Source organism: Parasporobacterium paucivorans DSM 15970, assembly GCF_900141895.1.
GTDB classification, from domain to species: domain Bacteria; phylum Bacillota; class Clostridia; order Lachnospirales; family Lachnospiraceae; genus Parasporobacterium; species Parasporobacterium paucivorans.
This window is the reverse complement of the sequence record NZ_FQYT01000006.1, coordinates 93,009-114,192: the sequence shown is the minus strand read 5'-3', so window position 1 is coordinate 114,192 and position 21,184 is coordinate 93,009. Positions and strand designations below refer to the sequence as shown.

Annotated in this window: 20 protein-coding genes and 1 tRNA gene; 3 read left to right on the top strand and 18 right to left on the bottom strand. The window is 44.5% G+C overall.

From position 1 onward, the window contains the following. Together BUA79_RS04040 and BUA79_RS04035 are read right to left on the bottom strand one after the other, a co-directional pair. On the bottom strand, positions 1-262 hold a 262-nt coding region (locus tag BUA79_RS04040), incomplete at its 3' end, for a helix-turn-helix domain-containing protein (protein WP_143147868.1). 86 nt (positions 263-348) lie between these two features. Continuing rightward, on the bottom strand, positions 349-2,049 hold the full coding sequence (locus BUA79_RS04035; RefSeq protein ID WP_073993079.1) for an FAD-dependent oxidoreductase: 1,701 nt from the start codon (positions 2,047-2,049) through the stop codon (positions 349-351). 319 nt (positions 2,050-2,368) lie between these two features. Here BUA79_RS04035 and BUA79_RS04030 point away from each other — a divergent pair, with 319 nt between their 5' ends. After that, on the top strand, positions 2,369-4,483 hold the full coding sequence (locus BUA79_RS04030; protein ID WP_207647310.1) for a glutamine synthetase III family protein: 2,115 nt from the start codon (positions 2,369-2,371) through the stop codon (positions 4,481-4,483). A gap of 98 nt (positions 4,484-4,581) precedes the next feature. Continuing rightward, the gene (locus tag BUA79_RS04025) at positions 4,582-4,926 is read left to right on the top strand and encodes a P-II family nitrogen regulator (RefSeq protein WP_073993077.1); all 345 of its coding nucleotides are present in this window, start codon (positions 4,582-4,584) and stop codon (positions 4,924-4,926) included. A gap of 105 nt (positions 4,927-5,031) precedes the next feature. Here the strand turns inward: BUA79_RS04025 and BUA79_RS04020 are convergent, their stop codons facing one another. Continuing rightward, a complete protein-coding gene (locus BUA79_RS04020; RefSeq protein ID WP_073993076.1) occupies positions 5,032-5,352 on the bottom strand; it encodes a rhodanese-like domain-containing protein in 321 nt (106 codons plus the stop codon). A 187-nt stretch (positions 5,353-5,539) separates the two neighbouring features. Between BUA79_RS04020 and BUA79_RS04015 the strand changes: the two genes are divergently transcribed. Further along, positions 5,540-5,613 (top strand) — tRNA-Pro (locus BUA79_RS04015). 121 nt (positions 5,614-5,734) lie between these two features. Here BUA79_RS04015 and BUA79_RS04010 read toward each other — a convergent pair. The 15 genes from BUA79_RS04010 to cobA form a co-directional block, all read right to left on the bottom strand. Beyond that, positions 5,735-5,968: a hypothetical protein gene (locus BUA79_RS04010; RefSeq protein ID WP_073993075.1), complete on the bottom strand. Its 234-nt coding sequence runs from the start codon at positions 5,966-5,968 to the stop codon at positions 5,735-5,737. 139 nt (positions 5,969-6,107) lie between these two features. Beyond that, on the bottom strand, positions 6,108-6,770 hold the full coding sequence (locus BUA79_RS04005) for an HAD family hydrolase (protein ID WP_073993074.1): 663 nt from the start codon (positions 6,768-6,770) through the stop codon (positions 6,108-6,110). A gap of 14 nt (positions 6,771-6,784) precedes the next feature. Beyond that, positions 6,785-7,288, bottom strand: a complete 504-nt coding sequence (locus tag BUA79_RS04000) for a GreA/GreB family elongation factor (RefSeq protein ID WP_073993073.1) — start codon at positions 7,286-7,288, stop codon at positions 6,785-6,787. Between the two features lie 168 nt (positions 7,289-7,456). Beyond that, the gene (locus tag BUA79_RS03995; RefSeq protein WP_073993072.1) at positions 7,457-8,101 is read right to left on the bottom strand and encodes a precorrin-8X methylmutase; all 645 of its coding nucleotides are present in this window, start codon (positions 8,099-8,101) and stop codon (positions 7,457-7,459) included. 1 nt (position 8,102) lies between these two features. Continuing rightward, positions 8,103-9,617, bottom strand: coding sequence for a cobyric acid synthase (locus tag BUA79_RS03990; RefSeq protein ID WP_073993071.1), 1,515 nt, complete (start codon positions 9,615-9,617; stop codon positions 8,103-8,105). A gap of 2 nt (positions 9,618-9,619) precedes the next feature. Then, positions 9,620-10,984: a cobyrinic acid a,c-diamide synthase CobB gene (locus BUA79_RS03985; protein WP_094757290.1), complete on the bottom strand. Its 1,365-nt coding sequence runs from the start codon at positions 10,982-10,984 to the stop codon at positions 9,620-9,622. After that, positions 10,966-12,972 carry a precorrin-6A reductase gene (cobK, locus tag BUA79_RS03980; protein ID WP_073993070.1) on the bottom strand — a complete coding sequence of 669 codons (2,007 nt, stop codon included), beginning with the start codon at positions 12,970-12,972 and terminating at the stop codon, positions 10,966-10,968. The genes BUA79_RS03985 and cobK overlap by 19 nt, the downstream gene beginning before the upstream one ends. Further along, on the bottom strand, positions 12,965-13,696 hold the full coding sequence (gene cobJ, locus BUA79_RS03975) for a precorrin-3B C(17)-methyltransferase (RefSeq protein WP_073993069.1): 732 nt from the start codon (positions 13,694-13,696) through the stop codon (positions 12,965-12,967). Before cobJ ends, cobK begins: the two co-directional genes overlap by 8 nt. Beyond that, the gene (locus BUA79_RS03970) at positions 13,689-14,729 is read right to left on the bottom strand and encodes a cobalt-precorrin 5A hydrolase (protein WP_073993068.1); all 1,041 of its coding nucleotides are present in this window, start codon (positions 14,727-14,729) and stop codon (positions 13,689-13,691) included. The genes cobJ and BUA79_RS03970 overlap by 8 nt, the downstream gene beginning before the upstream one ends. 9 nt (positions 14,730-14,738) lie before the next feature. Then, positions 14,739-15,497: a precorrin-4 C(11)-methyltransferase gene (cobM, locus tag BUA79_RS03965; RefSeq protein WP_073993067.1), complete on the bottom strand. Its 759-nt coding sequence runs from the start codon at positions 15,495-15,497 to the stop codon at positions 14,739-14,741. A gap of 5 nt (positions 15,498-15,502) precedes the next feature. Then, a complete protein-coding gene (cobI, locus tag BUA79_RS03960) occupies positions 15,503-16,198 on the bottom strand; it encodes a precorrin-2 C(20)-methyltransferase (protein ID WP_073993066.1) in 696 nt (231 codons plus the stop codon). Then, positions 16,138-17,349 carry a cobalt-precorrin-5B (C(1))-methyltransferase CbiD gene (gene cbiD / locus BUA79_RS03955; RefSeq protein ID WP_073993065.1) on the bottom strand — a complete coding sequence of 404 codons (1,212 nt, stop codon included), beginning with the start codon at positions 17,347-17,349 and terminating at the stop codon, positions 16,138-16,140. Before cbiD ends, cobI begins: the two co-directional genes overlap by 61 nt. Positions 17,350-17,388: 39 nt before the next feature. Then, a complete protein-coding gene (gene hemL, locus BUA79_RS03950; RefSeq protein ID WP_073993064.1) occupies positions 17,389-18,684 on the bottom strand; it encodes a glutamate-1-semialdehyde 2,1-aminomutase in 1,296 nt (431 codons plus the stop codon). Beyond that, complete coding sequence (hemB, locus tag BUA79_RS03945) at positions 18,684-19,661, bottom strand: porphobilinogen synthase (RefSeq protein ID WP_073993063.1); 978 nt, start codon at positions 19,659-19,661, stop codon at positions 18,684-18,686. Before hemB ends, hemL begins: the two co-directional genes overlap by 1 nt. After that, positions 19,658-21,184 carry a uroporphyrinogen-III C-methyltransferase gene (gene cobA / locus BUA79_RS03940; RefSeq protein ID WP_073993062.1) on the bottom strand — a complete coding sequence of 509 codons (1,527 nt, stop codon included), beginning with the start codon at positions 21,182-21,184 and terminating at the stop codon, positions 19,658-19,660. Before cobA ends, hemB begins: the two co-directional genes overlap by 4 nt.

Below are 21,184 nucleotides of genomic sequence, written 5' to 3'. Positions count from 1 at the left end.
CAGATAAAGCTAATTCCTGATATGAAATTTCTGTTGTTAGATATAACTCTACTACATGAAGCTTAAATTCAAAAGAGTAACTTTCATTTTTTCTAGAACGCATTAATCCTTCATCGCCAAAAGTCTGATAAGCCTTAATCCACTTTCGAACTTGTTCATTATTCTTAATATGATATTTTTCTGCTAGAAAACAGTAACCACCTTTGCCATTTTGATAATCTGTAACAATTTGCTTTTTAAATTCAAAACTATATTTTGCCATAAAAAAACTGACCTCCCATAAGTTAGATTTTTAGGTCTAACTTATGGGGGTCAGTTCATCTTCACGACGGCATCTTCTTTTTTCCTTTATCTGAAATTATAATCGGTGACGATACTTTCTCTTCCAAGTCTCACATCATTGAAATATTCAAAGAGAGACAGACCCAGGAAACTTCCCGTAATATTTACGATATTTTCAAACCCTAAATTCTGTAGAGCAAGGGTCGCATTGTAGCTTCTCTGTCCCGTTCTGCAATGCAGGTAAACCGTCCTGTCTTTCGGAATTTCGTCTGTTCTTCCCCTGAGCTCGCTAAGAGGTATATTTATGGCACCCTTTATATGGCCACGCGCAAATTCATAGGTTTCCCGTACGTCTATTATCAGGGTTCCATCCTCAACAAGTCCTCTGACTTTGTCAATATTTATCTGTTTGAACGCACCATTTAGAAGATTCGTTCCGACGTACCCTGCATAGTTCACAATATCTTTGGCCGTTGAAAACGGAGGTGCGTAACAGAGCTCCAGATCTTTCAGATCCTCTACTGTTCCCCCGGATTTTATAAGTGTCGCAATGATATCAATTCGTTTCGTCACGTCTCCTCTGCCTATGGCCTGGGCACCCAGTATTTTTCCAGTCGGGACCTCAAACAGCAGCTTGAAATGCATTGGTGCTGCGTCCGGCATAATACCGACCTTGTCTGAAAGTATTATTCTGACTATCTCATAGTTTATATTCATCTTCATAACCTTAATCATGGATTCGTTCAATCCGGTTGAAGCCCCATTGTAATCAAACACCTTGATTGAAGAAGATCCTATATATCCTTTATTTAGTGTTTCCTTATTATTAATATGATCAGCCACGGAACGGGCCTGTTTTAAAGCAGGACCGGCCAGCGACAGTTTTGTCATTGTATGCGTTAAGGCGTTGTATACCTCGATGGCATCGCCCACTGCGTAAATATCTGAATCGTTTGTCCTGTAGTTTTTATCCACCTTTATGGCTCCCGTTATACCAATTTCAAGTCCGGCTCCTTTTGCCAGACCCGTCTCTGGAGTCACTCCGATCGCCATCACAACTGCATTGGCATGAATCTTCCTGCCGGAAGACAATACGACCGTGTCCTTCTCAAACTGTACCACCGTGTCCTCTAAGATGAGCTCCACCCCATGATCCATAATGTCTTTGTGGAATATCTGAACCATGTCATAGTCGTATGGCCTTAACACCTGATCTGTACCTTCGATAAGCGTTACACTGTACCCGCCCTTCTTTAAATTCTCCGCAGCTTCCACTCCAATGAATCCACCTCCGATTACTGCAACATTTTTTTCGGGAAGCGCTTTAATAAAATGGTTTAACATATCGATGTCCACTACATTTCGTATCGTGAACATCTTTACATTTTCCACACCCGGTATCTTTGGTACGATTGGAGATGCACCCGGAGACAGAATCAGCTTATCATATGATTCCTTGTATTCCTCTCCGTTTTCCAGATTCTTTACAGTTACCCGTTTATTTTTTCTGTCGATTTCAGTCACTTCATTCTTCACTCTGGCTTCAATATTATATTGCCGCAAAAAAAGTTCGGGGTTCATCAGAACCAGATCCTCGGCCGTTTCGATTATCCCACTCAGATGATAAGGAAGGGAACAATTTGAAAAGGAGACGTGCGGTCCCTTCTCGAACATTATAATCTGGTCTTCCTCACTGTTTCTTCGTAACCTTGCCGCTGCCGACGCACCGCCTGCCACTCCGCCAACGATTAATATTTTCTGTCCCATAATTACCCTCCATAGTTTTTTTATTTTAATCCATGTGTTATGATTATAACAATTTTTCACTATGTATCTGTAACTTCATCACATCCAAAAACCGACCCGCTCTTTTGCGTCCTTTGCTTTCTGCCATATTCTTTATACCCAAACAGGAATCTGTCGATATCTGAATCGTAGCATTCACATTAATCTCTGTCAAGGCAAGGAGGGGGTATCAAATCAAAAAAACGCTTGACAAACATCCTATCTGATATTATTATCGAAGCAATAAAAGCAAAGGCGCTTGGATTTTTTTCGAGCGCTTTTTTTGTTTTTAAACATTCATATGAAAAGAGGAATCCATATGTGCAAAGATATTTCTAAAACTTTCGGTAGCATGGTCTTCAGTGACGTTGTTATGAAAGAAAAACTCCCAAAAGACATTTACAAATCGTTGCAGCAGACAATGAAGACAGGTTCTGATCTGGACATAAACGTAGCCAACATGGTGGCTATCGCAATGAAAGACTGGGCACTCGAAAAAGGTGCCACGCACTACACGCATTGGTTTCAGCCCTTAACCGGTATTACAGCAGAAAAACATGACAGCTTCATTTCCCCTCAGGGAGATGGACGCGTCATTATGGAATTTTCCGGAAAAGAATTGATTAAAGGTGAACCGGATGCCTCCAGCTTTCCTTCGGGCGGCCTGCGCGCCACCTTTGAGGCAAGAGGCTATACAGCATGGGACCCTACATCCTATGCATTTGTTAAGGAAGGGACGCTTTGCATCCCGACAGCATTCTGTTCCTATAACGGTGAAGCACTTGATAACAAAACACCTCTGCTCCACTCCATGGAAACCATCAACGACCAGGCGCTTCGTATTCTCCGTCTGTTCGGAAACACAACAGCTAACAGAGTTTTGAGCACCGTGGGTCCGGAGCAGGAATATTTCCTGATTGATAAAAAACTTTATGATCAGAGAAAAGATCTCATGTTCACGGGCAGAACCCTGTTCGGTGCAAAACCTCCTAAAGGCCAGGAGTTGGAAGACCATTACTTTGGCGCTCTTAAGACCAGAGTATCCGCTTTCATGAAAGAGCTTAATGAGGAATTATGGAAACTGGGCGTACTTGCGAAAACCGAGCATAACGAGGTAGCTCCTGCTCAGCACGAGCTGGCACCAATATTCACAACAACGAATATTGCTACAGATCATAATCAGCTTACTATGGAAATGATGAAAAAGGTGGCTGACCGCCATGGTCTGGCATGTCTTCTTCACGAAAAGCCTTTTGATGGGGTTAACGGTTCCGGCAAACATAATAACTGGTCCCTGAGCACAGACACTGGAATCAATCTTCTGGAGCCCGGTCTTTCCCCTCATGAAAATTCACAGTTCCTGCTTTTCTTCGCTGCCGTCATCAAAGCTATCGATGAATATCAGGATCTTATGAGAATTACCGTTGCATCTGCTGGAAACGACCACAGACTGGGAGCAAATGAAGCTCCTCCAGCCATTGTATCCATCTTCGTCGGCGATGATTTAGATTGCATTTTTAAATCCATTGACGAAGGCACCAAATACGATGGCATGAAACAGGGTACCATAGAGATTGGTGTTCATGTTCTCCCGAACTTTATCAAGGACACCACAGACAGAAACCGTACTTCACCCTTTGCCTTTACCGGAAACAAGTTTGAATTCCGTATGCCTGGTTCTTCCCAGTCTATATCCGGACCAAATGTGGTTATAAATGCTATCGTTGCGGAAGAATTAAAGAAATTCGCAGATATTCTGGAAAACGCGGAAGATTTTACTGCAGCAACCAATACTCTCATCTGCAAAACCCTGCAGGACCACAGGAGAATCGTATTCAACGGAGACGGTTACTCAGAAGAATGGCAGATAGAAGCGAAACGACGCGGACTCAGCAATCTCCGCTCCACAGTAGATGCACTTCCACATTTCATCGATGAGAAAAACATAAAATTGTTTACAGAGCATAATATATTCACTGAGTCTGAAATGCATTCCCGTTATGAAATCATGCTGGAATCCTACAGCAAGATTCTTAGAATTGAAGCATTGACAATGATTGAAATTGCAAAAAAAGAAATCATTCCGGCGGTAAGCAGATATGTTGCAAAATTATGTTCCACAGCTGTTTCCGTTAAAGATCTTGGTCTGGATTTACAATGTGCTGCAGAGGTATCATTTATCAACAAGCTTTCAAAGCTTAACGATGAGGCTTATGAGTATGTCAATGACCTGAAAGAGACCATCGACAAAACTGCACAATTCCATGACGATGCACTGGCTTTAGCAGTTTATTACAAGGAATCTGTAATTCCGGCCATGGACAGACTGCGGGCTGTTGCCGATCTCATGGAAGAAAATACATGTACCGAATATTGGCCGCATCCGACTTACGGCGATCTTCTTTTTAAAATTTAATCAACCAAAGACAATGGGGTCTGAAATGTAATTTACATTTTCAGACCCTTTTTATTTTATGGATTTAAATATTATATTGGAGAGAGGAATCGGAAAATATGTGGAAAATAGATGCCATTGTAAGAGAACAAAAATATGAGGAAATAAAAGATGTCCTGAGTGAAATTAATGTTCACGGAATCACCGTGTCACAAGTAATGGGATGTGGCATACAGAAGGGCTACGAAAGTATCGTTAGGGGCACAAAAGTGGATATCAACATGCTGCCCAAAATCAAATTCGAAATTGTCGTATCCAGCAAGGAATGGGCTGATAAAACAATGGATGCCATTTCCAGGATCGCATATACTGGAAATGGCGGGGATGGTAAAATATTCCTGTATGAGATTCAAGATGCCATGCGAATCAGCACTGGCCAGCGCGGGCCTGAAGCTATCTACTAAAAGCCTGACAAAGCTTTGTACATACAATATTCAGCAAAACAGCCGTCCGAAAATGAACGGCTGTTTTCTGTGTTTCCCGAAAAACCAATTGATATCAGCTCATCTTTACGATAGGTTGGTTCCCCTATAGGAACTCATGCCACCGGCTACATTCAGAACATTGAAGCCTTGGCTGGTGAGCTCTCTGCAGGCACTTCCGCTTCTCCCGCCTGATTGGCACATGATATAATACGTCTTGTCTTTCGAAAGATATTTCTCAGGAGCATTCAGCAAATTACCCATAGGAATATTTTTTGCCGTCTTTATGCTTCCGCTTTGGTATTCATATGACTCCCTTATGTCTATCAATTCTACTTTTCCTATAAGATTATCCATTTCATTTACGTGAATCGCTTTACCATTATCTCTTGTTAAAAAATCAAACATTTTACTTCCTCCTTGTTGGTTGGCTCAATTTAAAATCTATCTTTATTATAAAGATTCTATTTTATTTATCTGTGACTCTATCACAAATATATTGGTTGATAAATTGGTTGAAAGAAGGATATCATTTTGAAAAACAATGGCCGTAATCATTGACAAATCGACGTTCTGGATTTACAATAATGAGCATCGGGATATAGCACAGCTTGGTAGTGCGCTGCGTTCGGGACGCAGAGGCCGCAGGTTCGAATCCTGTTATCCCGACATTAAAAAAGCAGGTAAACTTTTACGTTTACCTGCTTTAAAATAATTACAATTTTATTTACTTGACGCTCAACATAACATTTGAAATAGAGCCGCTTATCATTTACCAATCAGATACTTCCTAAACGGAAAATGCTAACAGAATAACCTCTTTTCCGGTATTTTTCGACAAATCTTTCTCTAGCGAGGTAATTTTCTCAACCAAATTATTATCCTCATGCAAATCTGCAATTTTTGTTCCGCTATATGCAACTAAAGTAACTTCCTTGCCAATCTTTTCAGATAATTCCTTCTCTAAAACTGCGATAGTCTCAATTGCTGTTTTGTCCTTATTCAAATCTGCAAATTTATCCATACCAACACTTCCTTTCAAGTACTTTGTTAGTTTTTGCTCATGACAAGCGGCCCATGGCACTTTACACCAATCACTACCTTAAATATCCGACTTCTTTTAGTATAATTTACCACAAGAGGATTGTCAACAGACGAGTGGGCTATTGGATATTTCCAAACAGGAATTGATCCATGTCTTCGACAGAAGAAAAATAGAAATCGCTGTTCTTTTTCATATAATCATCTATTTCCGGCACACTGTGCGCCCAACCGGCGGCCGCGAAATCCACCCCGCAGTTTCTGGCCATTTCGTGCCCTGGCTTCAAATCATCTACCACCAGAAGTTCGGATTTTGACAGCCCGTAATTCTGCATAATTTCCTCCAAGGGATATACAGAAGGTTTTCTCTGATGGGGAAGCATCTCCCACCCAAATACCATGTCCGGATCGGGCAGTCCGTTTTCCTTATAATCCCTGAGAATGCTCGTTTTATAAGAGTGGGAGACGACACAGATTATTCCCCCTTTTCGCCGGAATTTCGCAATTATATCTTCCATGCCATCAAAAGTTTTCGGAACGTGACGTTCCACATAGTTTTGCCAGCAATCTTTTTCATAAATCATTTCTTCATCGGTAAAACCAAGTATATCCTTGCAAAGTCCCAAAATCCCCGGTTCAAAATTCTTCCTGTAAAATTCTTCAAGTCCCAGCGTCGTATCCGGTCTGATTTCTGATAAGACCTTCACAAACGAAGGGTAATGCACATGGGCGGTGCTGTTTACGACTGTATCATCGTGATCCAGCACCAGGCATTTATAACGCATAACTACCTCCTAAATTAAAACTTCCTGAGTTCATCTGATCCATCATCTTCCAGTTTTTCAATATTACGGATGATGACTTCATACTCATAGTTCTCGCTGATTCTGACAAGTACATTGTCCCCGACCTTATGGTGCAATAACGCTTTGCCCATGGGAGAATCAATACTTATCAATCCCTGGGTTGAATTTGATCTGACTGTGGTCACAATCTTGAATATGATCTCTTCATTATCCTCAGGAACAAATACCGTGACCAGATTATTCAGTCCAACTTCATCCGAAACGGAATCTTCCGAGATTATTATTGCCGTCCGTATCATTTTCTCCAGATACCTGATCCGGCTCTCATTCTGGTTTTTGTACTGCTTTGCAGCCTTGTACTCGAAATTTTCACTCAGGTCGCCATGTGCCCTGGCTTCCTGGACCTTTAAAAGTGCCTCTTTCCGGACCACCAGTATCCGGTGTCTGACTTCTTCTTTCATTCTGCGGATATCTTTTTCCGTCACTTTATCATGCATTCTGATTATCTCCATTTAAATTTCAATAGTATAAGAATATCACAGTACACTTTTTGTGTAAATGGAGCAATGGTTTTCAATCTGCGTATCGATTCCAACACCTGGGACTTCAACTTCTTGATGGTGTCCTCCGCAGTAAATTTTGTTTACAATATCTGTCGTATAAAACTATTCTGTCATGTATATCAGGGCATTGCAGATTGCTGCGGCGACGTTGCTTCCGCCTTTTCTTCCTTGCGCTACTATAAATGGGACACCGGCTTCCATAATGAGTTCTTTGGAAGACACGACATTTACGAAACCGACAGGTACCCCAATAATCAGTTTTGGATTAAGCTTTCCGTCTTTAATGAGCTCATAAAGCCGGATCAGGGCAGTTGGTGCATTCCCTATGGCAAAAATCAGATCTTTATCCAGTTCTGCTGCCTTATCCATGCATGCTTTTGCCCTTGTCGTGCCGTTTTCTTTTGCGATTTGAGCTACATCCTCATCAGACATGAAATTAAATACTTCACCGCCGAACTTTGCAAGCTTCTTTTTATTGATTCCCGCCTTTGCCATCTGCGTATCTGTCACAATGGAGGCACCGTTTCTGATTGCCTCCATTGCTGTCTCGACGGCATTATCCGAAAATTTGAGATTTTTAACATATTCGAAATCGGCAGTCGTATGGATGACCCGCTTAATAATGCTTTCTTTTTCCTTATCCAGTACTATGTCTCCCAGTTCTTCTGTTATGATTTCAAAGCTTTTCTTTTCGATTTCCTGTGGAAGGATATCCATTATTCTGCTGTATTCACTTTTATTTTCCATATTATACTCCTGCCTCCAGAATTTTATAGATTTCATCTATGTCCAGATATTGCCTAAGGGTATCCGCAAGTATGTCATACTGCTGTTCTTTGTAATTCTTATAATCGACCGTCCCGATGTTTTTCGCATCGATCCCTTTGTTTTTTGCCAGAGAAGTGATAATGGCTTTCGAGACTTCTTCCTTATCGAATACACCGTGAACATAGGTCCCATATACATTGTTCAGGAATGCTCCGTCCGTTTTATCTTCATTTTCAACCATATCATTGACAAAAGACATTGTCTGGACATCTTCATCTTCGGACACTCTGCTTCGTCCCATGTGGATTTCATATCCTTCCAACTCAAGTCCGGACAGATTGCTCAGGACTCCTTCGACCTTGCCAAACCTGCCCTTGATCCTGGTTCTTACTTTTCCGCCCTCAAACACTGTCGTTAGCGGGAGCAGTCCCATTCCTCTGATGAATCCACCTTCCTCCACGGTATCGGGATCCTCTATGCTTTCTCCCAGCATCTGGAACCCTCCGCATATGCCGAAAATCACCTTACCAGAGCGGGCTTCCTTTAAAACGGCTGCCTCGAGTCCGTTCTGACGCATCCAGAGCAGGTCTTTCATGGTGTTTTTTGTTCCCGGGATTATGATCATGTCCGGATTTTTCAAGTCGCTGACTTTATCAACATATCGAAGCGATACTCCGCTGATGCTTTCGAACACATAAAAATCCGTAAAATTCGATATCCTCGGAATCCGAATCACTGCTATATCTATCAGGTCCGGTCCGGTGCAATTTGAAAACCTTTCCGAGAGGCTGTCCTCATCCTCTATATCAATCTTCATAAATGGAGCAACACCTACACAGGATATGCCAACCTTGTTTTCCAGCATTTCCACGCCCGGATCAAGTATCGTCTTGTCTCCCCTGAATTTATTGACAATAAATCCCTTGATCATGTTCTGTTCTTCTTCTTCCAAGAGCATCACGGTTCCATAAATCTGCGCAAAAACTCCTCCACGGTCAATATCGCCTACCAGAAGGACCGGAGCTTTTGCTCTCTTTGCCATACCCATGTTCACGATATCATCAGCCTTCAGGTTTATTTCCGCAGGGCTTCCCGCCCCTTCAATTACGATAATATCGTTGTCCTCTGCCAGAGTGTTATATGCTTCCATTACCTTGCCAAAGAGACTGCTTTTATACGCAAAATAATCTCTGGCACTCATATTTCCAATGACTTCTCCGTTTACAATAACCTGGGAACCTGTATCGTTTGTCGGTTTCAAAAGTATCGGATTCATAAGGACTGAAGGTTTTACACCTGCAGCCTCCGCCTGCATTACCTGGGCGCGGCCCATTTCAAGGCCTTCTTCGGTAATATAGGAATTCAGTGCCATGTTCTGTGATTTGAACGGAACTGTTTTATAGCCATCCTGCATGAATATCCGGCAAAGTCCCGCCGTAATCAGACTTTTTCCAGCATTTGACATCGTTCCCTGAACCATAATCGATTTCGCCATATTTACTGCCTTTCTTTTTGCTCTGCAACTTTTTCAAGAAAATTATAAGGAACATTGATATTCGAATAATAGTACAGATGCGGAAAGCCTGCTGCCATGTTTGTGCTTCCATGTATGCATTCCCATCTTTTTTTGCCATTTGGCTTTTCTGCCAGGAAAGAGGTACCGCAATTTGTGCTGTCAAAATAATGAAACTCATGGCCCTTGATTGCATCTCCTTTGTTCCCAAGAAACTGGTTTTCCAATGCTGTGAGCTTAATATAGCCAAACCTGCCCAGCTTCGAGGTTTTGTATGCTTTTCCTTTTATCACACCGGCCATTTTATGTACATTTCCCTCCATGTCTTCCATGGCTTCGTGGAGATACATAAAGCCCCCGCATTCAGCCATACACGGCAATCCGCCATCTGTGGCAGCTTTGATGCTGTCCAGCATACTGCTGTTTTCACTTAAGATTTTTGCATGAACCTCCGGGTAACCGCCTCCCAGCATCAGGGCATCTGCTTCGTCCGGAACTTTTTTATCCCGCATTGGTGAAAAGTAGATGATCTTTGCACCCATTTTTTGCAGCAGCTTTAGATTATCCTCATAATAAAAGCAGAACGCTTCATCCCTGGCTACTGCAATCACCGGTTCTCCTGACACATGGGGAATCCTTACATCCTCATATTCTATCACAGGAGCATCGGCTGCCATTGCTATGATTCCATCAATATCCAGGGCTTCTTCCATGATTGCCGCAAGTTTTCCCAGCTTTTCGTCCAGCCCGTCTATTTCATCCGGAGTAACTAGTCCGAGATGCCGGCTTTCAATTATCAGCTCGGGGACCGAAGGCAGATATCCCATCACCTTCACTCCAGTTCGATCTTCAATAATCTGTTTCATCTCGTTGTACAGAGATTTGGGCATCCGGTTTAATATGACCCCTTTTATCCCGCTGTCTTCAAAGAAGTTTACGAACCCTTCGATTTCGGCCACAACGGAAAGGCTCATTCCTTTGCAGTCCACAACAAGGATAACCGGCGTCCTGGTCAGTTTTGCCAGAGCATAAGAAGATCCGTTTGCGGAAGATGCCTCCATCCCATCATAGTACCCCATAACACCTTCTATAACGGAGATATCTGCTTCCCGTGCACTTTCACACAACAGATATTTTGTAATATTATCATCCGTAAAAAAAGTGTCCAGGTTCTTCGATTTTGCGCCTATGATTCTGGAATGGAACATAGGATCGATATAATCCGGTCCGCATTTAAAAGATGCTGTTTTCATTTTCCTTGTTATAAGTGTTTTCAGCAATCCGCATGTAACGAGCGTCTTCCCGCTTCCACTGGAAGATGCACTGATCATTATTCTTGGAATCCGCAAGATGTACCTCCCTGTCCGGCTCCGGTAAATGATATGATACTGACCGGATTGACTCCTTCCATCATATGATAATTTCCAATTTTTTTTGCCCTTGATACATTGACCTGAACAATATTCAGGTCTTTCAAAGGAATTTCTCCGATAATCCCCACAATCTCGCCCATTGTTTCCAGGGTGGAAGCATTGATGACAATGCGTATCTGAGGATTTTTCTCCAGCAGGTTTTTCAGAATTTCTTTCATATTGCCGGAACTTCCTCCAATGAAAGCATGGGTCGGGGCAGGGAGATCCGCAAGGCCGTCCGGAGCCAGAGCCTGAATGATTCTGAGATTTCCAGTTCTGAATTTTATCCGGTTTAATTCAATCAATTGGACTGCTTCTTCATTCTTCTCTATCGCATATACCATTCCGTCCGGAGACTGCAGAGACATTTCAATCGAAACCGATCCGGTGCCGGCACCAATATCATAGATGATCGAATTCTTTTTCAGACGAAGCTTTGACAGAGATACAGATCGTACCTCCTCCTTCGTCATCGGTACTCTGGCCCGAAGAAATTCTTCATCCGGGATGCCGTGGGTTACGATATTATGTAACACATTCTCATTTACGATGAGGACTGCACTCAGGGATGCAAAATTCTTTCCCAGGATTTCTTCCGGTTTTCCCGAGGTAATCTTCTCATCCGGATAGGACAGACTTTCGCCTACGTGGATTGTGACATCTTTCAGGTTGAAATATATCAGTTCTCTGCATAAACCATCCACTGTTTTGTTTCCGCCCAGCAGAGCAAAAACTTTTCTGTACTTCGTAATCCTGTCCAGGATATTTTCCTCTCTTCCATGGATACTGGCCAGATATGCGTCTTCCCAGGATTCTCCCAGTTTTGAGCACAGATAGGATACAGTGGGTATTCCGCACAGGATTTCAGGTTTGTATTCATCCAGAACATTCAGAAGACGTTTTGCTCCACTGTAAAAGCCTGCATCGCCCGAAAGTGCAACTACGATATTCCGGTATTCCGGGTGTTCTTCGATATATTTTTTGATTTCGCTGTCCTTGTAAGAATTGTAGACCGCCTTGCCTGCAAACCCTGCCGCATCGGTAAGACGTTTTGCTCCTATAATCAGATCGGCTGAATCCAGTGCCTGGCATGTCTCAACGGTCATGTTGCCGCGGCTTCCCATCCCAATTCCGGACAAAATGATTTTTCTGGATGCAACAGTCTCAGGAAAGAACCTGGTTCTTAATAAAAGGATGCAGTCAGACAATGACATGCCGGATTCAACTGCCGGCCTTCCGATTACGAGCACCGAAGCACCAGCTTTATGGGCAGCCTCTAATTTTTCGGCAAATCCTCCACTTCCGCCAGATTCTTTTGTCACAAGATATTTCGCATCGACATGCCTTAGCATGGAATAATTCAGCTCCAGTGAAAATGGACCCTGCATGCAGATCAGATTTCTTCCTTCAAACCCAAGCCTGCTGCATTCCTGTGCCACGTCACCGGTTGAAAGAACCCTTGCGAAAACACGGTCCCTGTAGTTGTCGATGGCTGTATATTTCGAAAGCTCCTTGCTCCCTGTTGCTACAAGTATATTGCCCTCCGTTTTCTTAAGATACTCCACCGCCCCGTCAATATCGGAAAAACTCAGATAAGATGCATCCGGGTTCTCGCTGGAATTCCTGACCAGTCTGATATATTCCGCCCCTGCGAGGATACAGGCATTTTTTATATTTTCCGTCACTATGGCCGCATGCGGATGGGTGGCATCGATGACGAGAGGTCTTTCCAGTTCACAGATCAGCTCCTTCATTTGAGCCACGTCCAGACGTCCTATAGATACAGACACATTTTCGCTGGCTGGAAGAAGGGTGCCTGCGTAATCCGTAGCCACACACGTATGTACTTTCACTTTATTCTCACTTAGATATTCTGCAATCTTTCTGCCCTCGGCTGTCCCGCCAAATAACAGCACATCACTCATATTTATATCCCCTTGGAGTCACCATCTTATTGCCAATAACCTTTGTCTGGGAATTCCCGACAAAAACCGTAGTGAACATATCCACTCGTGTATCCTTTAATTCTTCCAGCGTCATAATACTATACTGTTCTTCATCTCTGCCGATATTTTTTGCAATTCCGCAGACCGTATCCTTTGCAGCATGCTTAAGAATCAGACTGCACGCCTTTTCAAGGTAATCATTCCTCTTAATGCTGGAGGGGTTGTAGAAACAGAGCACAAAGTCCGCCTCAGCCGCACTTTCGATTCGTTTTTCGATTTTTTCCCATGGTGTCAGAAGGTCGCTTAGGCTGATTACCGCAAAATCATGTATCAGGGGAGCTCCAAGAATCCCGGCTCCGCTGATGACGGCAGATACACCAGAAATATTCTCTACCGTGACTCCCGGATATCTTTCACCTATTTCAAGCATCAGACCTGTCATTCCGTAAACACCCGCATCACCACTGCAGATCATGGCAACCGTCTTTCCTTTTGACGCCTCTTCAAAGGCCATTTCACATCTTTGGACCTCTTTGCGCATAGGCGTGGTAAGAAAATCCTTGGATGGAAAATGTTCCTTCACCAGATCCACGTATACCGTGTATCCAACAATCACATCGCAGTCTTCAAGGGCTTTTCCAGCCTTGAAAGTCATCTGTTCAAATTCACCGGGGCCTATCCCCACTACATATATTTTACTCAAATCTGACACTTCTCTTTCCAACGGCTGCCGCAAGTGTGACGCCGTTAATAATAGTTTTTCTAACCATCAGGGTACAGTTGCCGCCTGCCAGTACAGCTGCCCTTTCACAGACGCCGGAAACGCCGGTTACTGATTCGACAAATTCCGATTCACTGAAAGCGCCCCGGACACTGCCCAGTTCTTCTGCCGAGTGGAAGCTGAGGGGTATCTTATATTTGTGGGCAAAATCCAAAATGCCTTTTTCATCTTTTTTCAAATCAATGCTGGCGATTCTTTCTACAGCGTGCATTGGAATTCCCTGAGAATCCAGAAAACTCAGCAGAGCCTTTTCGATATCCGAAGGGTCCTTGTCTTTTCTGCACCCGATGCCGATCGTCACGATCTTCGGAGTCAGTTGCAAGGTCTTTTCAGACAGCACGGGCAATTCGTTCAGGGCAATCCGGATTCCATATTCCGTATGTTCAGACATATTCAGTTCCGGTGGAATCCTGCCTTCGACCGGGAGTTCACTGGCAAAGCCAACAACTTCCCCGTTCAGTATCGCCGCTGATATTTCTTTGGCACACATCATATCTGAGATGTGGAGTCTGTTCTTTGCCGCAAACACATCCACCGCAAATTTACCGTTCAAGTCCGTTGCAGTTGTGATTACGGGTATTGCACCCAATACAGATGCCGTTTCCATGGCAAGTTCGTTGGCACCGCCGATATGTCCGGACAATATGGGTATGACATAGTTTCCCTTTTCATCGATAACCAGAACGGCCGGATCTTTCGATTTGTTGACCAGATAGGGTGCAATGCTTCGGACGGCGATGGCGCAGGCACCAATAAATATAATCGCATCCTGGGATTCAAACATTTCCCCTGTCCATTCGGTTACGCTTTCTATTACGGGTATTATGCCAGGTTCGCAGCTGTTTTTCCCTTTGCTGTAGGAAACTATCTGTTTTCCTTCCGCAGTCATCCGGTCCCGGATTTTTTTATTAAGTCTGGCAGCTGTTTTCGTGAAACTGATTATGCTGATCTTCATCTAATGCTCCTATAGGGACGCTCTCCTGAATTCGGTTTCAAATCCGGGGTTGTATAGTTCCGACCTGTCGTAGCTTGCGTGGGTGACAACATCTCCCACAATGATCAGGGCTGTCTTTGTAATATTGTTGGCCTTGGCCGTTTCCGCCAGTGTTCCTATGGTGCAGATGAATTTCTTCTCATCATCCCAAGTGGCTTTATAGACGATGGCAGCCGGGGTATCCATTTCATATCCTCCGCTGACCAGTCTCCTGGCGAGCTCATCCAGCATTCCGGTACTCAGGAATATGACCATCGTGGCGTGGTGGGCGGCAAAAGATTCAATGCTCTCTTTCGACGGGACCGGAGTCCTTCCTTCCATCCTCGTTATGATGACGCTCTGGGAAACAGAGGGGAGAGTATATTCAAGATTCAGGCTCGAAGCGGCCCCGCAGAAAGAACTGACTCCCGGACAGGTATCATACATTATTCCCTTCTTATCCAGAATATCGATCTGTTCCCTCGTCGCTCCATATATACTGGAGTCGCCGGTATGAAGCCTAACTGTTGTCCTTCCTTCTTTCTCGGCCTTCTCCATTACATCTGTCACTTCCTCCAGTGTCATGTATGCACTGTTATGGACCTCGCATCCTTCTTTCCTGTAATCCAGAAGTTCCGGATTCACGAGGGATCCGGCGTAAATTATCACATCGGCCGCTTCAAGCATATTCTTTCCTCGAATCGTTATCAGATCTGCCGCTCCGCTGCCTGCTCCCACGAAATGTATCATTTTATCTACCCTAACCTTTCTGCTTCTTTTATTATTATTAAAGAATAATAGCCCGCTCTTTCATCTATTTCCTCTGGACTTAAGTAGACCTTCTCGTTTTCCATTCCGCAGTTTTCGACCATAGCTATTTTCCCGTTCGTTTCTTTAAGCATCTGTTTTATCTGAGGCATTTTGCTGCCTGCCTTCATCAGTACTCTTGTTCCGGGAAGACGCAGGGCGTCTTCGATACCATAAGAGGAGGGCACCACATGGAGCATCTGCTCTTTTTCCACCAGTCCTTCATTCAACCTGGCCGAAGCGGCGCAGAATGATGTGATTCCGCTGATGATCTCCGTATTGTATCCATCTTTCTCCACCAATTTGTGGACATAGATATATGTGGAGTAGATTGTCGGGTCTCCAAGTGTCAGGAAGGCCACGGTCTTATCCTCATCCAGGTATTCCTCCACTTCATTGGCGGCATTGCGGTGGTTTGCCTCCAGGACCTTACTGTCTTTGGTCATAGGCATGGAGACCGCAGCTATCTTTCTCAAATGAGGATCCCTTATGTGATCCTTGACTATTTTGTATGCCAGGCTCTCTTCCACTTCTTCCCCTGGTACCATTATGACATCTGCTTCATTTATTAATCTGAGTGCCTTTAAGGTGAGCAGTTCCGGGTCTCCTGGCCCAACTCCGACACCGTACAATTTTCCAGCCATCCGTTTTTCTCCTTTATTTTTTCGAGTAGTCCCTCTACGTTTTCCGTGCAGCCGAGTTTTCCATATTCATTTGAAAACAGGATGACTGCGGTTTCAAGCCTGCCACAGGATCTTTTATCCAGGTAAAACCTGATTTTGTCTAATATTATTTTCACTGCCGGTTCCAACAGTCCACTTTCATCCAGTACCGACACCGCATCTTCCGTATTGATGCATTCCAGTATCCTTGCTGCTGTCTCTACATCGGCGCCGGCTCGCAGCGCGTTTGCGGCCATCAGCTCCATCCTGGAGTCTGCGAAGGCCGAATGGGTATTCATGATTCCCCCCGACAGCTTGATGAATTTTCCGATATGGCTGACAAACAGGATTCCCCGGATTCCAAGCTCCAGAGCAATATCGACAGTCTCCCCGACGTAATTGCTGCACTTGAGCATGAAATCGTCCGGCAGGTTCAGGTTGTCAATGGAAAAATATGTTCCATAATTTCCAGGAGTTACTATCAGGTAATCACTGTCGTTACTCTCCTTCTTGACCCTCATTTCCACCCGAATGCTGTCAATCAGGGCGGCCTCGCTCATGGGCATTACGATTCCACTGGTTCCCAGCACAGATATCCCCCCGATGATCCCAAGCATGGGATTAAAGGTTTTTTTCGCAACCGCTTCTCCCTCGGGTACAAAGACTTCAATATCCAATCCGCCATTATAGTCAAAGTCCTCACAGACCTTTTTGACATTCTCCCGAATCATCTTCCTGGGAACCTTGTTAATGGCCGCGCTTCCAATCTCCTGCTCCAGCCCCTTTTTTGTAACCCTTCCGACACCGATTCCGCCATCAATCCTGATTTCATCGTATGCGTTTTTTTTGACACGGGTGTAGATAAGTATCCCGTGCGTGGCGTCCGGATCATCCCCTCCGTTCTTTCTGACGGCACATATGACTTCATCTTTCTCTATCCTGATTTCCACTATTTCCAGATGCAGGAGGATTCCCTTCGGTGTCATGAGGTCAATTCTTTCCTGTGGGATTCCGGTAAACAGCATGAGTGCGCCCGCTTTTGCCGAGGCAGCCGCACAGCTTCCCGTGGTATAGCCGAAATACAGCTTTTTATTGTTTTTCAGAATATATTTATCTTCAAGGCCGGTTTTCATTTTTGAGAATTTCCTTTGTCCATTTTTTGTTGACGGTTTTTATTTCAAAGAATGAATGAATTTTTCAAACGCATTGAGGGTGTCCCTTATAATGCTGTCATCATGGGCGTAAGAAACGAACATCGCCTCAAACTGGGACGGTGCCAGGCATATCCCCTGGCTGAGCATAAATCGAAAAAATTGCGCATACATCTTTGTATCTGACTTCGATGCACTGCCATACTCCGTAACATCTGTGTCCGTAAAAAATACATTTCCCAACGAGCCGATATAATTGACTCTGTACGGAAGACCTGCTTCACGGATAATCTGCTTCATTCCTTCAAATAGGGTTTCAGCATTATGATTGATTCCCGCATAATATTCTGGGTGGTTCTTAAGAATGGACAGCAGTGTGTACCCTGCATTCATGGCAATCGGATTCCCGCTGAGAGTTCCCGCCTGGTATACGGGCCCGGAGGGTGATATGCACTCCATAATTTCCCTGCTGCCTCCATATGCACCTACCGGCATGCCTGCCCCGATTATTTTTCCGAAAGTAATCAGGTCTGGTCTGATGCCGAAGTATTCACCTGCTCCGCCGGCTGACAGTCTGAATCCGGTTATTACCTCATCAAAAATCAGAACGGCACCATTGCTGTCACAGAGGGATCGTAATCTCTCGAGAAATCCTTTGCCCGGGAGTACAACACCCATGTTGGCTGCAACTGGTTCAACGATTACCGCCGCAATCTCATCTCCGGACGTTTGAAATATCTTTTCAATGCCTTCCAGGTCATTATAGGCCGCCAGCAGCGTGTCCTGCGTGCATCCCTGAGGCACGCCTGCACTTGTCGGTATTCCCGAGGTCATAAGGCCGGATCCCGCCTTCACAAGCATGGAGTCCGTGTGCCCGTGGTAACAGCCCTCGAATTTCAGTATCTTGTTTCTTCCTGTAAAGCCGCGAGCAGCCCGGATTGCGCTCATGACTGCCTCCGTACCAGAATTTACCATTCTTACCATCTGCACAGACGGAACCATTTCACAGATCAGTTTGGCCATTTTGACTTCAATTTCTGTCGCATAACCGAAACTCAATCCATTTTTTGCTGCCTCAACTACTGCATCATATACTTCACTGTTATTGTGTCCAAGTATCATTGGACCCCATGAACATACATAATCAATGTACCGGTTTCCGTCCGCATCGATAATATGGGGACCTTCGGATTTCTTTATGAACAGCGGCGACATGCCGACTGAACTGAAGGCCCGGACCGGACTGTTAACTCCTCCGGGTATGTATGAAACCGCTTCCCCAAACAGCCTTTCTGAGTTTGCATGTCTGTTTTCCATCACCCGATTCTCCCTTCATCAATAAATCTGGCAAGTTCCTTCGCATAGTACGTTATGTACATATCACTTCCTGCCCGGAATGCGCTGACCGCCATTTCGCAGACAATGCTGTCTTCGTCGATGAAGCCGGCATTTGCAGCAGATTTCACCATGGCGTATTCCCCACTCACACTGTATGTGGCAAGTGGAACATTGGAGATTTTTGAGATTTCACTTACAAGATCCAGGTAGGACATCGCAGGCTTTACCATGATGATATCTGCGCCTTCTTCGATATCAAGGAGAGCCTCTTTCAACCCTTCCTTCCTGTTATGATAATCCATCTGGTAGGATTTCCGGTCTCCAAATGCCGGGCTGGATCCTGCCGCCTCCCGAAAAGGTCCGTAAAACGAAGAGGCATATTTCACGGAATAGGACATAATCGGGATGTCAGAATAATCATTCTCATCCAGAACTGCTCTTATTTTCGCGACACGGCCGTCCATCATGTCCGAGGGTGCAACCATGTCCGCACCTGCCTGGGCGTGGGATAATGCAATCCGGGCAAGATATTCCAGGGTCTCGTCATTATCCACATAGTCCCCATTTAGAATCCCGCAATGACCATGGGATGTGTATTCACACATACAGACGTCGGTAATCAGAAAAAGGTCAGGATATTTTTCTTTTATCTCGATCAGGCCTTTCTGCACGATACCGTCCGAAGCGTAGCCGCCGGTACCGTATTCATCCTTTTCTGAAGGGATTCCAAACAGGAGCAGATTATGTACCCCCGCATTCAGGCACTCCTCACATATTTCAGACAGCCTGTCAACGCTGTATCTGTACTGTCCCTGCATGGACTGTATCTCTTCTTTGATTCCTTCCCCTTCAACGATAAATATCGGATAAATCAGTGCCGATTTGCTTATTCTGGTTTCCCTGACCAGATTCCGTATGTGTTCATTTCTTCTTAATCTTCTCGGTCTTTTTATCATTTCTCATTCCCCTGCCTTTGCTTTTCATGCAGCTCTTCCACCAGTCGGACCAGGCTGTCCAATGTTGCCTTTTCAGCCATCTGCGTCTTCATGCCGTGGCCATCCGCCTCTTTCTTTGTCTGCGCTCCAATACATACGGCATTTACCAGTCCGTAATCCAGTCCTTCCGTTACGCTTACGAATCCCCTGACCGTGGATGCGCTTGTGAAAAGTGCATAATCTATATTGCGATTCTGGAATTCTTCTTTTTCATTGATGATCCGGCTTCCTTCATATACGGTCCTGTACGTCGGGATATCATCAATCACTACATTTTTTCTTTTCTTTATCTCTTCAACCAGCAGAATGTTTCCGATATCTGCTCTCGGGATCAGCATCCGGTCACCTTCAAAGCAGATGGCTCCCAACTCTTTCCCCAGGTTTTCCGCATCATAGCGGGAAGGGACAAGATCGGCATATAATCCTCTGCCTTCGATCATCTTCAGCGTACCCTCACCGATTACGGCTATTTTCAGACCTGCAAGGCTTCGGATGTCTGCCTTCATAGATTTCATTTCCTCAAAGAAGATGTTCACCCCGCTCGGACTGGTAAAAACGATCCATTGATATGAAGCCAGATTAGAAATGGACTGTTTTAGAGCAAGGTTTTCCTTTATGGGTTCAATTCTGATTGCCGGAAGCTCAATCACCTCTGCTCCTTTGATCCGCAGTTTTTCAGAAAGTCCTGAAATCAGCTCTTTGGGCCTGGTAACAGCGATTCTGCACCCTGCCAGCGGAAGCTTTTCGTACCAGGAAAATCCCTTGGAAAGGCTGCATACTTTTCCTACGACGATGATGGCCGGGGTGGATATATTGTTTAATCGAACCGTTTCCTCGATTGTGGACAAATCAGATATTACCTTCCGCTGCTTTGCTGTTGTTCCTCTTTCCAATACGGCAACCGGCATATTTTTGTCCATCCCTGCGTCTGAAAGACCTTTGCATATGCTGCCCAGCTCTGAAAGTCCCATCAGAAAAACGAGCGTGCCTTTTGTTTTTACAAGAGCCGAAAAATCGATATCATATTCTTCATCTTTCTTTTTGTGTCCGGTTATTATATGAACGGAAGATGTAAAATCCCTGTGCGTCACCGGAATTCCATTATAGGCAGGCACGGAAATCGCGGATGTTATCCCGGGTACAATTTCATAGGGAATCCCTTCTTTTACAAGAAGCTCGATTTCTTCCCCGCCTCTTCCAAACAGAAAGGGATCTCCTCCTTTAAGCCTTACGACCCGGTTGCCATTCTTTGCCTCTTCCAGAAGCAATTTATTGATCCCTTCCTGGGACATCATATGGTTTCCTGACGTCTTTCCGACATCGATGCATCTTGCCTTGTCAGGAATGAGCGATAATATTCCCATCCCGACGAGCCTGTCATAAACCACAACATCCGCCTCTTCAATCACTTTCATGCCTTTAATTGTCAGTAATCCAACATCTCCTGGGCCTGCGCCTACAAGCCAGACTTTTCCATTTCCCAT

Bases quoted from the DNA above. Each gene is read 5' to 3' on its own strand.
- BUA79_RS03995 (WP_073993072.1), bottom strand. From the start codon at position 8,101: ATGGAAAATAAAAGTGAATACAGCAGAATAATGGATATCCTTCCACAG.
- BUA79_RS04020 (WP_073993076.1), bottom strand. From the start codon at position 5,352: ATGTTTGATTTTTTAACAAGAGATAATGGTAAAGCGATTCACGTAAAT.
- hemB (WP_073993063.1), bottom strand. From the start codon at position 19,661: ATGATAAAAAGACCGAGAAGATTAAGAAGAAATGAACACATACGGAAT.
- BUA79_RS04000 (WP_073993073.1), bottom strand. From the start codon at position 7,288: ATGCATGATAAAGTGACGGAAAAAGATATCCGCAGAATGAAAGAAGAA.
- cobA (WP_073993062.1), bottom strand. From the start codon at position 21,184: ATGGGAAATGGAAAAGTCTGGCTTGTAGGCGCAGGCCCAGGAGATGTT.
- cobK (WP_073993070.1), bottom strand. From the start codon at position 12,972: ATGAGTGATGTGCTGTTATTTGGCGGGACAGCCGAGGGCAGAAAGATT.
- cobM (WP_073993067.1), bottom strand. From the start codon at position 15,497: ATGATACATTTCGTGGGAGCAGGCAGCGGAGCGGCAGATCTGATAACG.
- BUA79_RS03970 (WP_073993068.1), bottom strand. From the start codon at position 14,729: ATGAAGATCAGCATAATCAGTTTCACGAAAACAGCTGCCAGACTTAAT.
- cobI (WP_073993066.1), bottom strand. From the start codon at position 16,198: ATGGCTGGAAAATTGTACGGTGTCGGAGTTGGGCCAGGAGACCCGGAA.
- hemL (WP_073993064.1), bottom strand. From the start codon at position 18,684: ATGGAAAACAGACATGCAAACTCAGAAAGGCTGTTTGGGGAAGCGGTT.
- BUA79_RS04025 (WP_073993077.1), top strand. From the start codon at position 4,582: ATGTGGAAAATAGATGCCATTGTAAGAGAACAAAAATATGAGGAAATA.
- BUA79_RS04035 (WP_073993079.1), bottom strand. From the start codon at position 2,049: ATGGGACAGAAAATATTAATCGTTGGCGGAGTGGCAGGCGGTGCGTCG.
- cbiD (WP_073993065.1), bottom strand. From the start codon at position 17,349: ATGAAAACCGGCCTTGAAGATAAATATATTCTGAAAAACAATAAAAAG.
- BUA79_RS04030 (WP_207647310.1), top strand. From the start codon at position 2,369: ATGAAAAGAGGAATCCATATGTGCAAAGATATTTCTAAAACTTTCGGT.
- BUA79_RS04010 (WP_073993075.1), bottom strand. From the start codon at position 5,968: ATGGATAAATTTGCAGATTTGAATAAGGACAAAACAGCAATTGAGACT.
- BUA79_RS03990 (WP_073993071.1), bottom strand. From the start codon at position 9,617: ATGGCGAAATCGATTATGGTTCAGGGAACGATGTCAAATGCTGGAAAA.
- BUA79_RS04005 (WP_073993074.1), bottom strand. From the start codon at position 6,770: ATGCGTTATAAATGCCTGGTGCTGGATCACGATGATACAGTCGTAAAC.